19 protein-coding genes and 2 pseudogenes are annotated in these 14,787 nt (G+C 53.3%); 12 read left to right on the top strand and 9 right to left on the bottom strand.

Features of this window, described 5'->3' with window-relative positions; all coding sequences use genetic code 11:
- The first annotated feature begins 14 nt into the window (after positions 1–14).
- Together SE86_RS02000 and SE86_RS01995 are read left to right on the top strand one after the other, a co-directional pair.
- Positions 15–869 (top strand): hypothetical protein, encoded by an 855-nt coding sequence (locus SE86_RS02000; protein ID WP_117354068.1) that lies wholly within the window; start codon positions 15–17, stop codon positions 867–869.
- 271 nt (positions 870–1,140) lie between these two features.
- A complete protein-coding gene (locus tag SE86_RS01995) occupies positions 1,141–1,941 on the top strand; it encodes a 4-phosphopantoate--beta-alanine ligase (RefSeq protein ID WP_117354067.1) in 801 nt (266 codons plus the stop codon).
- On the opposite strand, the gene SE86_RS01990 is transcribed toward SE86_RS01995, so the two are convergent.
- Positions 1,891–2,532: a hypothetical protein gene (locus SE86_RS01990; RefSeq protein WP_117354066.1), complete on the bottom strand. Its 642-nt coding sequence runs from the start codon at positions 2,530–2,532 to the stop codon at positions 1,891–1,893. The two genes, SE86_RS01995 and SE86_RS01990, sit on opposite strands and share 51 nt — an antisense overlap.
- Before the next feature lie 84 nt (positions 2,533–2,616).
- Between SE86_RS01990 and SE86_RS01985 the strand changes: the two genes are divergently transcribed.
- Together SE86_RS01985 and SE86_RS01980 are read left to right on the top strand one after the other, a co-directional pair.
- The gene (locus SE86_RS01985; RefSeq protein WP_211096660.1) at positions 2,617–3,399 is read left to right on the top strand and encodes an ABC transporter ATP-binding protein; all 783 of its coding nucleotides are present in this window, start codon (positions 2,617–2,619) and stop codon (positions 3,397–3,399) included.
- Complete coding sequence (locus SE86_RS01980; protein ID WP_117354064.1) at positions 3,380–4,597, top strand: ABC transporter permease subunit; 1,218 nt, start codon at positions 3,380–3,382, stop codon at positions 4,595–4,597. Before SE86_RS01985 ends, SE86_RS01980 begins: the two co-directional genes overlap by 20 nt.
- Position 4,598: 1 nt before the next feature.
- Here the strand turns inward: SE86_RS01980 and SE86_RS01975 are convergent.
- The 7 genes and pseudogenes from SE86_RS01975 to serS form a co-directional block, all read right to left on the bottom strand.
- Positions 4,599–5,260 (bottom strand): annotated as a pseudogene (locus tag SE86_RS01975) (transposase); the annotation flags it as partial.
- Positions 5,261–5,288: 28 nt separating this feature from the next.
- On the bottom strand, positions 5,289–5,729 hold the full coding sequence (locus SE86_RS08110; RefSeq protein ID WP_211096658.1) for a zinc ribbon domain-containing protein: 441 nt from the start codon (positions 5,727–5,729) through the stop codon (positions 5,289–5,291).
- Positions 5,730–5,800: 71 nt separating this feature from the next.
- Positions 5,801–6,199, bottom strand: coding sequence for a hypothetical protein (locus tag SE86_RS08105; protein WP_211096657.1), 399 nt, complete (start codon positions 6,197–6,199; stop codon positions 5,801–5,803).
- Positions 6,187–6,489 (bottom strand): hypothetical protein, encoded by a 303-nt coding sequence (locus tag SE86_RS08100; RefSeq protein WP_211096656.1) that lies wholly within the window; start codon positions 6,487–6,489, stop codon positions 6,187–6,189. The genes SE86_RS08105 and SE86_RS08100 overlap by 13 nt, the downstream gene beginning before the upstream one ends.
- Complete coding sequence (locus tag SE86_RS08290) at positions 6,490–6,621, bottom strand: hydrogenase maturation nickel metallochaperone HypA (RefSeq protein ID WP_148666715.1); 132 nt, start codon at positions 6,619–6,621, stop codon at positions 6,490–6,492.
- 191 nt (positions 6,622–6,812) lie between these two features.
- Positions 6,813–7,168: pseudogene (locus SE86_RS08335) on the bottom strand (RNA-guided endonuclease TnpB family protein); the annotation flags it as partial.
- 426 nt (positions 7,169–7,594) lie between these two features.
- Entirely contained in the window at positions 7,595–8,974 is a 1,380-nt protein-coding gene (gene serS, locus SE86_RS01955; protein ID WP_117355044.1) for a serine--tRNA ligase, read from the bottom strand.
- Positions 8,975–9,305: 331 nt separating this feature from the next.
- Between serS and SE86_RS01950 the strand changes: the two genes are divergently transcribed.
- The 8 genes from SE86_RS01950 to SE86_RS01915 all read left to right on the top strand — a co-directional run bounded on the left by SE86_RS01950 (position 9,306) and on the right by SE86_RS01915 (position 13,243).
- Positions 9,306–9,650 (top strand): 30S ribosomal protein S17, encoded by a 345-nt coding sequence (locus SE86_RS01950; protein WP_117354062.1) that lies wholly within the window; start codon positions 9,306–9,308, stop codon positions 9,648–9,650.
- A gap of 6 nt (positions 9,651–9,656) precedes the next feature.
- Complete coding sequence (locus SE86_RS01945) at positions 9,657–10,079, top strand: 50S ribosomal protein L14 (RefSeq protein ID WP_117354061.1); 423 nt, start codon at positions 9,657–9,659, stop codon at positions 10,077–10,079.
- Positions 10,080–10,090: 11 nt separating this feature from the next.
- The gene (gene rplX, locus SE86_RS01940) at positions 10,091–10,504 is read left to right on the top strand and encodes a 50S ribosomal protein L24 (RefSeq protein WP_117354060.1); all 414 of its coding nucleotides are present in this window, start codon (positions 10,091–10,093) and stop codon (positions 10,502–10,504) included.
- Entirely contained in the window at positions 10,504–11,250 is a 747-nt protein-coding gene (locus tag SE86_RS01935; RefSeq protein ID WP_117354059.1) for a 30S ribosomal protein S4e, read from the top strand. Before rplX ends, SE86_RS01935 begins: the two co-directional genes overlap by 1 nt.
- A 13-nt stretch (positions 11,251–11,263) precedes the next feature.
- The gene (locus SE86_RS01930) at positions 11,264–11,833 is read left to right on the top strand and encodes a 50S ribosomal protein L5 (protein WP_117354058.1); all 570 of its coding nucleotides are present in this window, start codon (positions 11,264–11,266) and stop codon (positions 11,831–11,833) included.
- Between the two features lie 11 nt (positions 11,834–11,844).
- Positions 11,845–12,009, top strand: coding sequence for a 30S ribosomal protein S14 (locus SE86_RS01925; RefSeq protein WP_117354057.1), 165 nt, complete (start codon positions 11,845–11,847; stop codon positions 12,007–12,009).
- An 11-nt stretch (positions 12,010–12,020) separates the two neighbouring features.
- Positions 12,021–12,419: a 30S ribosomal protein S8 gene (locus SE86_RS01920; protein ID WP_117354056.1), complete on the top strand. Its 399-nt coding sequence runs from the start codon at positions 12,021–12,023 to the stop codon at positions 12,417–12,419.
- Between the two features lie 62 nt (positions 12,420–12,481).
- Positions 12,482–13,243 carry a DNA polymerase sliding clamp gene (locus SE86_RS01915; RefSeq protein WP_117354055.1) on the top strand — a complete coding sequence of 254 codons (762 nt, stop codon included), beginning with the start codon at positions 12,482–12,484 and terminating at the stop codon, positions 13,241–13,243.
- 380 nt (positions 13,244–13,623) lie between these two features.
- Here the strand turns inward: SE86_RS01915 and SE86_RS01910 are convergent, their stop codons facing one another.
- The gene (locus tag SE86_RS01910) at positions 13,624–14,787 is read right to left on the bottom strand and encodes a DNA topoisomerase IV subunit A (protein ID WP_117354054.1); all 1,164 of its coding nucleotides are present in this window, start codon (positions 14,785–14,787) and stop codon (positions 13,624–13,626) included.

Here is a 14,787-nt window from a genome sequence, read left to right as displayed (position 1 = left end):
CCATGTGGCAAATGTTGCCGCTAAGGGACGGCTACGTGTGCGCGTCCGTGCCGCATCATATAACGGCAGCCTTCATGCCCGTGTGGGGCAAGAGCCCAAGGAGCACAGGATCTATAGGTGTTGGGATTGCTGTTGAGCCACGTCTTGAGCTCTGCTATAATCTGGGTCTATCGGGTAGCGTCACAGGCACCGCTGCCAAGCTTCTTAAGATCAACGGGGTGGAGCCAGGCTCTGTCAGGGCGTCAAATCCGCTCCCATGGGGTTTTGGGTATGCCACCAGTGGGGCTTCCGGGGTCGCCGCGGCTCACATAACGTCTTACCTTAAAGGGAGAAAACTCTTAGCTCTTCTTGAACAGGCCCATGAGATAGAGTTACAGGATAAGACAGGCCTTGGTGACGTGCTTGCAATAAGCTGTGGCATCGGCCTTGTTATGAGGACTAAGCCGGGCCCGCCAGGGATCGGGGCTGTGGACTGCATCTACATGCCAAGGAGCGTGTCCGTGATAACTGTTGAGGCTGGCAGCATGAGTACCGAGCAGCTCCTCTCGTCATTAAACGAGGGCTTTTACAAAGAGTCCGCGGAGCTACTGAGGAGGCTTTCCGAGGACTTCAGCCTTAGCGTGTTTATAGAGAGCGTTAAGGGTCTCAACGATAAACTGAGACTTCCTGCGTCAGTGGTTGGCGACGAAGGATATGAACGCATAAAGGGCACGCCAGGCCTTCTGAGCTATTATGTTAAGAAGAGGCTTGTGGTGCTGCTCGTGGAGAGCGACAGGATAGCTGACGCAGTTGAGCATCTCAGGGCGAAGCTCCCTGGCTATACAATAAGGGAGCTCAGCCCCTCAACAGCAGGGCCTTATATTATCTGACCTCTTCCCCGCCCTAGGAGGCGGGCTTCCTGCCCCTTAGACCCCGCCGTGTAAGAAGACCATTGTTGCAGACATCTAACAAGACATCTGTGTTTACTAATAATCGCACTTAGCTACGTTCAGCCTAATAATTGATGCCAGCTTAAGAATAGGGCTAGGCAAGCACCTAGAAAGGGACTTTATGAATAACATAGCCCCTTGCCGACTTGTAAGGAGCTTTTAATCCTTCCTTTATAATGTTGTAAGAGTTGGCTCTAGGTCCGGTGAGCGCATGGAGGAGATACCAAGGAGTCACCCTAGGTACTGGTCACTGGTGACTAGGCAAAAGCTCGTTGATGCGATGAAAGAGGGAATAGTTGTACCACAGGGACTCATATCACATGGGAGAGGTGAAGCATTTGACTATATACTGGGGGAGAGGACCCTCGACTTCGCGCTTGAAGCTGAGAGGGTAGCAGTAGCCTCCCTACTCTTAGCCAAGAGGCCAATAGTTTCTGTCAACGGTAATTATGCCGCTCTCGCAGCTGATGAGATCGTCGAGCTGTCCAACAAGCTGAACATACCTATTGAAGTTAACGTGTTTCACAGAACGGAGGAGAGGGTGAGGAGCATAGAGAACTTCATGAGAAGCCATGGGGCAGGGAGGGTTTACGGCGCCGACTGCAAGAAGACGCACATACCGGGGCTTGAGAGCGCCAGGGGGATAGTGTGCGAAGATGGTATTTACTCCGCTGATGTTGTTATGGTAGCTATAGAGGATGGAGATAGAACTGAGGCCTTAAGGCGCATGGGCAAGGTCGTTATAGCTATAGACCTCAACCCGTTTAGCAGGACAGCCCAAGCGGCCTCAATAACCGTAGTAGACGAGGCCATAAGGGCCACCAAGAATATGGCAAGCCTCGTTGATCAGCTAAAGGGATTTGGCAGGAGCGGCCTGGAAGCCATTGTAAAGGGTTACAGGAACTCTGAGGTCTTGAAGAGGGCTTTTAGCGCGATGCTGAAGAGGCTGGAGGAGGCCTCTTCAAAGGGAGTCATTATTGACTTTGGTTTCCCGGACGAGATCAGCCTCTAATGGGCGACCGAAAGAGGCTTTAGGCTTCACAACATCCTCTGCTAATCTAAGTATCTCCTCGCCTAGCTCTATTTCATTCGAGAGCTCCTCAGGATACTGGGATTTCGCTTTCTCTAGGAACTCGACCACAAGGGGCAGTGTGCTGAAGGCCTCCCTTGCCACGGCGGTCCTGTCACCCCTTCTCGCAGCGGCCTTAAGCTCGCTCAGGAGCCTCTGAGGGTTGAGGCTGTAAAACTGTATTTTCAGGAGTCTGAGCCTATAGTCATCACCGTTTTCTGGTGACTTACCCTCAAACTTAGCTATGGCCTCCTCCATGACCTTTCTTTTAAGTATGATCCACCAGTGCTGGTTGGAGCTCCTATACGAGGTCCTTATAACGCCATAGACTTTCTCAAGTGAGTAGAGGAGGGGAACAGGGTTATAGTCAAGGCCATAGGAGGCGAGCCTGTCCTTAAGGTCCCTTAGGCTGAAGTCGCCAAGCTTTGCCCCTCCCCTGAGCGAGGCCTCAAGTAAGCCCTTTAGGACATAGTACCCCCTCTCTCCATACTTTACTATGAACTCGTCAATCTCAGAGGCCTCACCCTCCTCCATGCCGTAGCTCGCCCGTCTTAAGCGATTTAACCGCTATGCTCTCCAGTCTACTTTGACTCTCGGTGGATTTCAGTGGAAGCTACCTTGAGCCGCCCTGCAGGGGTTCCTCTGGACAATAATGGACTGGCGGTATATGCCGTCGGTGTCGTAAAGAGGTTTAAGAAAGTCGCGGCGCTTCAGAGCGTTGACCTTAAGGTTAGGGTCGGCGAGGTGCACGTAATAGCAGGGCACAACGGGGCCGGTAAGAGCACGCTGTTCAAGATAATAGTGGGCCTCATAAGGAGGGACGCTGGAAAGGTTAACGTGCTCGGCGTTGACCCATCAACGCCTGCCATGCGTAATATAATAAAGCAGATAGGCTACGTGCCTGAGGATGCCTCGCCATATGAAAGGCTCACAGGCTATGAGTATCTTAGGTTCTTTGCAAGGCTTTACGCAGAGAGACCCGAGGAAGTAGATGACATAGTGAGTCGTGGGGTTGCTATCTCGGGGCTCGGCGACAAGGAGCTGAAGAGGAAGGCCGGTGAGTACAGCAATGGAATGAAGAGAAGATTACTCATAGCCAGGGCCCTCATGTACAGGCCCAGCCTTGTCCTCCTAGATGAGCCCACCAACGGACTTGACGTCTTCTCTGCACATGACGTGCGCCAGCTAATAAAGTCCCTGTCACGCGGTGGCGTGACCTTCATAATAGCGACTCACAACATGGCAGAGGCGGAGTACTTGGCAGACAGGGTAACGTTTATGGCTTATGGAAAGTCCCTGTTCACAGGCACGCCAAAGGAGGTTATGGAGACGTTCAACGGCGAGAACTTAGAGGATGCCTTCGTTAAGGCGGTGAGATCGCTTGAGGCTGGACGAGGTTAGAACCATTCTGTGGAAGGAGCTCCTCGACATAGCCAGGGACCGCAGAGCTCTCGCGCTTATGATAATTGTGCCGCTCGTCGGGCTTCCCCTGCTGGCCCTGCTCGCAGGTGGTCTCAGCTCCGCACAGGTAACTTCTGTCTACATACAGGTTAATGACACAAAGTCCATGGGTATCGCTAAGTGGCTAGGTGAGAACCTTGTTAACCAGTCGGAGCAGCAGGGGCTCAGGGTCAACGTTACTATATCGTCAAGGCCACCGCCACAGGTATACGATATAGAGGTGATGTTTCCCCAGGGCTTCTACTCTAACTTAACATCGCTTGACGGTGTCGCAACCCTGATAGTCAGGGTTATGGTTGGCAGCTACGCGGCCCAGGAGGTCGATAACTTAATCGCCGGCATAGTCTCGGGTCTCAGCTCACAGGTCGTCAACAGTAGGGTTGAGAGCCTTGCAAGGCTTGCCAACGTCACTATCTCGCCCCAGGCGTTGCTTAATCCCATATCCATAACTACAGGCTACATACTTCCCTCAGGTCAGGCCGCCAGCGTCCAACAGGTACAGCTCTCCTTCACAGTAAGACTTCTGCAGTTCTCCCTCTTCTTTGTAGTAAACCCTGCTGTCGTGCTTGTCACGGACGCGTTCCTTGGTGAGAAGGAGCGCAAGACGCTTGAGGTCCTGCTCGCGTCCCCAGCGTCTGGCACGTCTATGCTCGTAGGTAAGCTCCTTTCATCTGCAGTAATGGGACTAGCCATAGCTATCGCTGACAGCGCTGGTTTCATAATTTACTTCCTAATGCTCGCCTCCTCTGCGGGCCTTAAGTTGACGCCCTCCCTGCTGGCCCTCAACTTGGCTGACTCGGCAGTGCTTGTGCTTATGACATCATCATTTATAATGCCCATAGTGCTAAGGAGCCCATCAGCTAGGGCTGCCCAGGCTTCATCTTACGCGCTCCTCATGGTGGCCTTGGGGATTTACTTTAGTGCGCTCTTCGTTAACATAGGCTCTCTGCCAGCCGCTTTGAGATATGCCATCATGGCGATACCGTTTACTGAGGCCTCGCTGGCCCTCTCCAGCTATGTGTTGGGTCAGTACGCGCTTGCGGTAGTTGATATCCTGATAATGCTTCTCTTTACAACAGTGTTCACTCTTATCTCAGTTAAGGTGTTTAACGCTGAGAAACTAGTGACTTCAAGGTGAGCTACCCCGCCCTAAAGGGCAGGGCTTCCTGCTTCATAGCTCCACCTTGCCCGTAGCGGTGAGCTACGGGTAGAGGGCGGAGCTCCACGGGCACTAAGGGTGGCTCCCACCCCGCACCTCTTAACAAGTTAAGAGCAGCGTTATAGTCACGGTCTACAGTCCAACCGCACCTGGGGCATGCAAATACACGGTCGGCAAGTGTTAGATCCTTCTTAACGTACCCGCACCTAGCGCAAGTCTTTGAAGTGAAAGCTGGATTAACTAGGATGAGTTTCTTTCCGTACTTGTTTAGCTGATATTCCATGATACTCCTAAGTTCATGAAAAGCAACATCGTGAAGCCTCATCCTCAGCTTTTTGCCCGACTTGCCAACAAGTTGTTTAACTTGAATGTCCTCCATCACGAGGACGTCGTAATGCTCGGCAAACCACTTACCGAGCTTCATATACAAGTCCTTCCTGAGGTTCTTCAAGTGTTCGTCAGCCTTTGTTAACTTAACCTTAGCCTTAAACCAGTTGCGGGAAAGGAGTTTCTTTCTTGAAAGAGCTTTATGAAGTCTCCTTATCTTATCGAGCGCCTTCTCATAAGGTCTTAGGTTGGGGAAAACTTGCCGTCACTTGCAGTTAGGAGCTTCTCAACACCCACATCTACTGTTACCACTTTACCAGTACCTGCTGACCTCCTCCCCGCCCTAAAGGGCGAGGGTTCCCTTAGGGCGGTTCACAGGTTCCCCCCATCTGTTCGGGCTTACATCTGTCACCTGGGGGGCAGTCGGGGAGGTCAGAGCTCCCCCCATCTGGCTAAGCGCCCTCCCCTCAATGTTCAGTATAGCTATTGTGTCCCTGTCGGCCTCAAGGCCGCAGCTAGGGCACCTGAGCCTGCGATAGCCAACCTCAACAAGCCTTGCGCCGCACCTTGGACATGTAGAGGACGTGTCGGCAGTGTCGACGACGAACAGAGGCACGCCGCCCTTCTCAGCCTGCCAGTCAATCCAGAACCCCAGCCTCCTGTAGCCGAGCGCTATCAGGGCAGTCCTGTGCCCCTTCGGGAGCTCCCTTAGGCTCTCCACCAGCCCTGTGAGGTCCTCCCTGGCGACAGCCAGCTGGCCCTGCTTTGTTAACGATATAATCATGTACGACGTCTTCCTGGCCCAGTCCTCTATGATGTTCCTGGCCTTCCTGTGGAAGTGCCTTACCCTCCTCCTTACCCCGCTCCTCCTGAGCCAGGTCCTGTACCTTGAGGAGGAGTACTTCCCTGAAGCCTTTCAGCGAGCCTCCTGTAGCGCAGGGCCCTCTCAACTGGCGTCTCTATCCTTACCTCAACGCGTGAGTTGCCCACTACTATCTGCCTCTCGTTCACGTCAACTGCCAGCGCCCCCTTAGGGGCGTACTTGGCTGGCCTTGGCACACGCTTGGTCACGTAAAGGGTGAACTCGCCGTCCCTGAACACGAGCCTGGCCTCCCTGCTAGGGTAGCTGTCATACCTCCTGTCCCAGCCGATGACTCTGAGCCTGTAACTCCCTGCCAGCTCCACGCGGTCGCCTTTGACCCTGTAGCCCAGTCCGTGCGTCAGCCACATGCTCAGGCCCTTTACTGTTGGCACAGCGCCCTTCTCGGGTTCTTAAGCCACGACTTGGCTATAGCTATGGCCTCCCTGTAGCAGTCCTGGGCAATCTTGGATGGCAGGCCGTACCTCTCCCTCAGGGTGCTGTACAGGAGCTTGTGGGCCTTAGTGAGGCTCAGGGCCTTACTGGCTATTATTGCCCTTACCGAGTAGTTTAGTGCGTCCCTGTACCTCCTCATGAGGTCCAGCACTGCCTCCTCTTGCTCGGGCTCGGGGCTAACCTTCATCCTCACGGTCACGGTTAGCTCCCCCTCACCGCCCGTGAGCATTCACTCCACCCTGTTCTTTTGAATGTTTACCTTCCTCAGGCAGTTGGGGCAGGTGGCGTAGTACATCTTCTTACCCTTATAGTCCCAGACATAGCCGCAGTGCGGGCACCGCAGCTTTACAATCACTACCACCTAACTACTACCAGGAAAACAGGGCCTTATAGGCTTTTCTACCCCATTCCCGCCTTAAAAGGCGAGGCTTTCAGTTGTAATGGGCTGGAGACCCAGCCTGGGGCTGAACCCTCGGGAAGAGGGGATGTAGCCCCAAGCCTCCCTGCCCTTGCAGGAACCCTCGCCTTTTAAGGCGGGGAGGAGGTCAGCCCTAGTATTTTCCAACCTGATTGAGGGTAGACTAGTGAGTACCACTTGTGCGGCTTCTTTTCCTTCGGGAAGCGTGATAAACCTTCGAAGAACTCTTTCTAGCCTCGTAGTAACGGTCTGCAATTTGCTGTACTACTTGTGAGTAAAGTTGCTGGTATTGCTCGTCCTGTTTCCTCAGATCTAGGGCTAGTTGCCTCAGCTCGGTCTGAGTGAGACCTTTCCCATCCCTCTGGTAGAAATAGATATCTGCCCACCGCAGGGTGTTGTATACCTCACACGCTAACATCAACTGGGCTTTTAACGCCCTCAACGTTTGTTCATCGGTGTACGCCCTGAAACGGAACCCTACGGTGGGCATCAATAGGATATTTGAAAGAGAAGCATTTAAGCGTAACTACAAAGGGGGCTATCCATCCCCGCCTTAAGAGGCGAGGTTTTACGCCCCCTTAATCCCTAATTTTACAAATATAAAATCCCATAGTTAAGAGCCTCCCCAGGCTTTCAATTGCAGAGCCTTGCTTCAGCTCAACTAACTTTCGCTCTAAATAAGCCTAGTAACTCATCTAGTAGCATAATAGCATCGCTCTGCTAAAGCGTCTGTAGTCGCTTTGCAAAGCGTATCTAGGGAGCTACTGACGTTCTCGGCATAGCTAGGTTGACGATGACTGCATGTCGCGTTCATGTATTTGTCAGATAACATGCGATGTGCGTATGCATGATAATATCAACTAGGCATGGATCTAGCAACACGGAGAAGTCTAAGTACAATATTTAAGAAAGAACCTCATATAATCTTCTTGCTCCTAGGTTTTATGAAGTCCTTGGGGGCCTTCTCAAAGGGCTCTAGGTACTTCCTAAGGACCTTGGGTATCAGCACGGTGCCATCAGGTTCCTGGAAGTTCTCAAGTATGGCTGTTATTGTCCTAGTCGACGCTATCCCTGTGCTGTTCAGTGTGTGAACATATTCACCCCTCTCCATTCCCTTCCTCCTCACCAGCCTTATTCCGAGCCTGTAGGCCTGCCAGTCAGTGCAGTTGCTAGCGCTCACCATCTCGCGGTACTTGCCCTGGGCGGGCATCCAGGCCTCCAGGTCATACTTCTTGACTGCGCAGGCTCCCAGGTCGCCAGATGCTATGTTAACTACCCTGTAGGGTATGCCAAGGCCCTGGAAGATCTCTTCGGCGTTAGATATCAACTCCTCATGCATCTTGGGGCTGTCCTCTGGCCTTGAGAAGATGAACTGCTCAACCTTGTGGAACTGGTGCACCCTAAAGATACCCTTGAGGTCCTTATTTGCAGCGCCTGCCTCGCGTCTGAAGGCGGGGCTTATTCCAACAAACCTCTTTGGAAGCTCATCGTCGTAGAGCTCCTCGTTGAAGTACATCGCGGCCAGCGGGTGCTCGGCGGTAGCTATGAGGTAGAGATCATCGTTTTCAACCTTATATATGGCGTCTTGGAATGTCGCCAGGTCTATGACACCACTTATAACCTTATACCTCAGCATGTAAGGTGGCAGCACCAGGTTGTACCCCTTAGAGGTCAGCTTATCTATAGCGTATAGCAGCAGCGCGAAGTCAAGCCAGACTAGGTCGTCGAAGAGGTAGTAAAACCTTGAGCCTGCCACCTCTGAGGCCTTCGTTGTGTCGCCAAGCTTGAGAACCTCCTCCAGCATGTCTGCGTGGCCCACGGGCTTCCAGTCTATGAGCTCATAGGACACGTTAAAGCCGTAGGCCTCTGTCTGGGCCTTGAAGGCTTCTAGGTACTCCTTGTAAACCTTAGGCGTGCCCCAGAAGCGCACAGGTCTCGTGGCATCCTCGCCGCCGACGGGCACGTCATCAAGCACTATGTTGGGCAGTTTCCGTAGGGCCTCCTCCCTTTTGGCCTCCAACTCATTAAGCTCCCTCTCTGCCTCCTCGAGCCTCTGGCGCAGCTCCTTAGCCTGCGCCAGGAGCTTCTCCTTTTCGTCCCCCTTAGCCTTTGGTATCGCGGCGCTAATAACATTGTGCTGGTGCCTGACCTCGTTTATCTCGGCCTGCACCTTCCTCCACTTCTCGTCGAGCTCCACAGCAGCGTCGACTATGCTGACGTCCATTTGTCTCTTCCTTGCAACCTCCCTCAGCGCCTCGGGATTAGTCCTGATGAGGGTCAGTATTGACCACGGCACCTCTTTCACCGTCAGCCACTGGAGCGCCTCTGGGCGCTTTAAGGTTACCTAAGTCACTCCACGTCAGCTTAGCCTTTGCCTAAGCTGTGCGTCAAGTCTTAGTTCCCTCCTCGGAGCAATGCCTCCATGGCTTGAGCAAAGCTTTCGTTCACGTAAAGTTTTTAAGGCACATTATAGCGAAGGCAGGTCCTTAAGAAGCCCTAATCGCGAAACTACGCATTTATGAGGCTGTTGCAGAGGCCTGCAATATCTATATAGTCATAGAGTTAAGGCCGGGAAATCCTTTTAAATTGTTAGATGCGCGGTACAGAGGAAAGGGGATAATTAGATCATGCCAGCTCAGAAGGCATTAAAGGCTTTGAGTGTACCTGGAGTTAAACCGCCGTCTACCTCGTGTTCAGACCCGAACTGCCCATGGCATGGCTCCCTAAGGGTGCGCGGCGTTCTCCTAGAGGGTTACGTGGAGAAGCTGAGAACTAAGAGCACTGCTGTGATAAGGCATGAGTACCTGTACTATGACAATAAGTTTAAGAGGTATGAGTGGAGGAGAACTAAGAAGCACGCCCACGTACCTCCATGCATCGACATCAAGCCAGGTGACAAGGTTCTCATAGGCGAGACGAGGCCCCTCTCCAAGACCGTCAAGTTTGTAGTCTTAGGTAGGCTTGAGGGGTGAGCGGCCTTGGTCAGGAGACAAAAGTTTACTGCAATCCTGCCACGCTTTGGGTACAGCGCAGGCCTCCAGGTTGGCACCTACGCCTTTGTAGCTGACAACAGCGGAGCTAAGGAGGCCATGATTGTTGACGTGCCAGGCGTTAAGACCAGGGTCAGGAGGCTCGCCGCCGCAGGGCCAGGCGACATGGTGATAGTAACTGTCAAGAAGGGCACGCCCCAGGTCAGGAAGCAGATAAGCTACGCAGTAGTGATAAGGCAGAAGAGACCATATAGGAGGCCAGACGGCACGTGGGTGTCGTTCTCCGACAACGCTGTTGTGCTAATAAACCAGGACGGGACACCCAAGGGCACTGAGGTCAGGGGCCCTGTGGCTAGGGAGGCGGCCGAAAGGTGGCCCTCGATATCAAAGCTGGCGACAATTATAATATGAGGTGATGTGGTGTGGCAAGCCAACAGGCTAGGAAGCAGCGCAAGTTCCTCCTCAACGCGCCCATGCACTTTAGGCACAAGCAGGCTTCGGTACACCTTAGCAAGGAGCTTAGGGACAAGCTGGGCGTAAGATCCCTTCCTGTTCGCGTTGGAGACAAGGTAATGGTAATTAAGGGTGACCGCAAGGGCAGGAGCGGCAAGGTTGCAGAGGTTGATCTTAAGGGGCCCTGGGTTAAGATAGAGGGCATAACTAGGAAGAAGGCCGATGGAACAGAGGTATTAGTCAAGTTCAGGCCGTGGAACCTAATAATAACAGACCTTAACATGAAGGACCCTTGGCGCAAAAAGATTATAGAGAGGAGAGGAGGCGCTGCTCAGGCTGTCGAGCAGCCTGCGACGCAGACGCAGGAGGGAGGTGCTAAGTAATGGCTAGGATGGGTGGCTCTAGGCACTTCAAGGCTCTGAGCGCTCCACCTGTTCAGAGGGTGCCAAGGAAGGTAAGGCCCTGGACTGTGAAGCCCTCGCCGGGCCCGCACCCGGCCGACAGAAGCTTGCCATTGCTCTTGATAATAAGGGACGTCCTCAAGTATGCAGAGGCCGCCAGAGAGGCCACCAAGATAATAGCTTCCGGCCAGGTTAAGGTTGACGGAAGGGTTGTAAGGGACTACAAGTTCCCGGTCGGAGTTATGGATATTGTGGAGTTCCCCTCGCTGGGCGCCTACTACCGCGTGCTTCCAGACCCGACTGGGACCCTGAAGCTGGCTCAGATAAGCAAGGAGGAGGCGTCACTCAAGCTCCTTAGGGTTGAAGGGGTCACCACGCTTAAGGGCGGGCACTTCCAGATGCACCTCAGTGATGGGAGGAATCTGCTCGTCAAGGTGCAGGACCCCACCAAGCCGGGCCAACTACCCTACAGGCCCCTCGACTCCCTGCTAATAGCGGTGCCAAGCGGTGAGGTCAAGGCTTACGTTGAGTTCAAGGAGGGTAACCTGGCGCTGGTCGTGTGGGGCAGGAACATGGGAAGATATGGTAAGATCATGTCAGTGACCAGGGGGTGGGGATGGGAGAGGAGCGTGGTCACGCTACAGGACTCCTCAGGCAACACGTTTGAGACCTCACTGTCCAACATATATGTCGTCGGAACAGAGAAGCCCTTGGTCACAATAGCTTAGGAGGTGACATGAAGTGGGCCAGCAGGTACATGCTTTCACGGAGGACGTGGTGAAGAAGGTCCTGGACGAGTGGCAGAGTAACCCTATGAGGAAGCCAAGGATAGCCAAGGTAACAGTTAACATAGCCCTTGGATCAGCCGGTGAGAGGCTAGTTAAGGTTCAGGGCCTCCTAGAGCAGCTCACAGGCCAGAAGCCGACCCTCAGGAAAGCTAAGAAGACGATAAGGGCCTTCGGAATTCACAGGGGTGAGAACATAGCCGTCGCCGTCACACTGCGCGGCCAGAGGGCCATGGACTTCCTTAAGAGGGCTTTAGAGGCCGTTGGCCACAGAATAAATGCCTCGAGCATTGACAAGTTTGGCAACGTATGCTTTGGCATACCCGAGTACATACTTCTCCCAGGCGCCAAGTACGACCCGGAGATAGGCATAGTTGGCATGGATGTGTGCCTGACCATAGAGAGGCCCGGGTACAGGGTTGAGAGAAGGAGGAGGGCCCGCTCATCTATACCTTTAAGGCACAGGGTGAGACCTGAGGAAACTATGGTGCTGCTGAACAAGGAGCTGGGAGTCACCATAGTGTGAGGTGGTGATAGATGGGGAAGATAAAGCCACCTAAGGCAAAGGTGATGGGAAGAGGGGCTCAAAAGTGTCAGAGGTGCGGCACTCGCGACGCGGTGATTCAAAAGTATGGGCTATACCTCTGCCGCCACTGCTTCAGGGAGATAGCTTATGAGCTCGGCTTTAACAAATACTCGTGAGGTGAAGCGGGATGCCATTTGACACTCTATCGGCTCACCTGTCCGCGATCTATAACGCGGAGCTCAGGGGTCACAGAGAAGTTATCCTCATGCCTGCCTCGAAGCTGACGCTCTCGGTGCTGAGGGTCCTGCAGAAGGAGGGCTACATAGGTGACTTCGAATACGTAGACGACGGCAGGTGGGGCAAGTTCAGGGTCACATTGCTAGGCCACATAAACAAGGTAGGGGCCATTAAGCCGAGGACTCCGGTCACCTATAGGGAACTCCTCAGGCTGCCGGAGAACCTGAGGAGGTACCTGGCCAGCAGAGACCTAGGCTATCTAATAATATCTACAAGCCAGGGCGTTATGACTAACAAGGACGCAATTCAGAAGCGCTTGGGAGGCATACTATTAGCTTACGTCTACTAGCGACAGCCCGTTTCATTCTTTTAAAAGCTCCCCTTTATCAAGCTAGCTGGGGGAGCTTAAGGGTGGCATCCATAAAGGCTACATATCCTGAGGGCAGCAGGCTTAAGAGACTCATCGCCGCAATGGCAAAGATTGGCGACGAGGCAGACTTCAGGTTTACAAGCAACGACGTCACTATATGGCTCTTCAGCCCGGATAAGACCGTGCTTTCAATAGCTAAGATGGAGTCCTCCTCATTTGAGGAGTACAGCGTTGACTCTGACGCGACGCTCACCGTTAACATAAGCGAGCTTCACAGGGTGGCTAGAAGGGCCGCCAGAAGCGACGCGATAGTAATGAGCTATGAGACTGGGGCTGAGGGCCTAAAGGTTGAGCTTCAGGATAAGAAGACCTCGCTCACGAGGTCGTTCCTTGTCGCTGCTACAGAGTCACCTGGTGAGACTTTAAGGGAGATTAACATGAGCCCTACGGCTAGGCTCGTCATAAGCGCTGGCGACATGGAGGTATTGATATCAGACGCTAAGAGCATCGGTGATATTGTGGAGTTTCACGCTATAGATGATAAGCTTGAAGTGACGGCCTCCTCGGAGGGGAGAAGCTACACATGGACCATGCAGCGTGGGGCGCCTTTGCAAGAGATTAGCGTAGATGCCGAGGCTAAGGCGTCCTATAGCACTAAGTCCCTATACTCTTCACTCAGGCCGCTCATGACAATAGCCGAGAGCGTCACTCTGGAGTTCTCTACCGACTATCCGCTCAAGGTCTCGCTAAGCCTCTCCGGGCCTGAGCAGGTGGTTGTTTATGTGGCGCCTGTGCAGGGCTAACGCCTAACGTAGCTGTTTTGACTTTCACATAGGACTATAGGTTTAGCGCAATTTCAAGAGCAGGGTCGCCGAGGCCCTGGGCAGGCTAGCACTCGAGATGCGGGGCCCCTGAGGTGGCCCTGAGCGCCCCTAAGCCCGATGAAACCCCGAGCGGGGCGCGGTGGAATAAGGGTGAGGCTATGAAGCCAAGTCATGTAAAACTATACGAGAGCCGAACCCCAGTAGTGTGGTCATACATACGGCCGCAGGACCATGCAAGAGCGCAGCCGCTCAACGCCTTTAAGGCACAGCTAGGGCTTATGTTAGTCGCTAGGATATTAAAGAACTCTTAAATTAAGGCCTGTCACGAGTTGCTTAAGTTCTAAACAATGCCTAAAGCCTCACTCTATCCAGTCATGCGTCCGTATCTTCTCAGGAAGGTACTGGAACGCAAGGAACTTCAGCCCCTTGCTTGCCATAGCCTCTATCTCCAGCTTGGCCTTCTTATCCAAGAACATGTCTATCTCCCTCTTCCACAGCGGTGTCCGGAACCACGAGTAGTTCATGAGCTCCTTAGCCCTCCTTATGTCAAGGTCCTTGGCCTTTATTATGTAGTTCCTCCTCTCCTCCTCGGTCAGGTAGGGCTTCTTCCTTCCGTAGCCGAAGATATCACTCATAGAGACCCCGAGGAATTTGGCCCTGGGCGTCGCGAGCCTCTCGCTTTCATAGCTCAGCTGTATGCTCCCAACCTTGAAGACACTGTAGATGTACCATCCATAAGGGTCACTGTCCGTTAGGACGTAGACCGGTAGCTGAAGCTCCTCGTTCAGCCTCCTCACAAACCTCCTAGTGGCCCTGTCAGGCTGGCCGGCGCCAGTTACTAGTATGGACTTGTACTTCTGCCAGAAGCCTACCCTGTGGAGCTGCTGGAAGACAGCGTCCTTCTCAACTACAAGTACAAACTCGGCATCAACGTCAAGGAACTCTATTAGGTCCGGTGTGGACTCTATGGCATAAGCTCCGTGGCCAAGCTTGGAGAGGTCTATGACATCGTTACCGCTCCTTATCCTCATGTTGCCCACAACCTTTCCCTTCTCCTTGCTCAGTATCATTAGGTCCTCCCTGAGTAGCCCCAGCATCACCTCAAGGTCTCTGAGGGCCGCGTCGCTCTCCGCCTGTTCGTCCCAAGTGTTCTCCTCCTTAGCTCTCCCCTCCAGGTCATGGTAAACTATGGTGTGCTTGCCCCTGTAGTACAGGTCCCTTATGGTTGGGTACTCATTCTCTATGAGAGCCCTGTAGACGTTTGCAGCCATTACAAGGGTCTGCATGAACCTCCTGGCCTCATTCATGTCAAGGAACTTCCTCTCGAGCTTTGAGACGCCAAGCTTCAGGATGCCCTTCTCTGGGTCAAAGACCGTGTTAGCAAGGGTCCTCTTAGGTATGACAAGCTTTGGGTCATGACCTCTTTCCATTTGTTCAAGGAGCTGAGCGAAGGTCTTGTATATTACCTCTGCGCCCCTCCTCCTAGCCTCAATGTCAACTTTGTCCTGAGGTGGCGCTGACAC

This window comes from Acidilobus sp. 7A (genome assembly GCF_003431325.1).
GTDB lineage: Archaea > Thermoproteota > Thermoprotei_A > Sulfolobales > Acidilobaceae > Acidilobus.
This window is presented reverse-complemented; position numbering and strand designations above follow the sequence as displayed.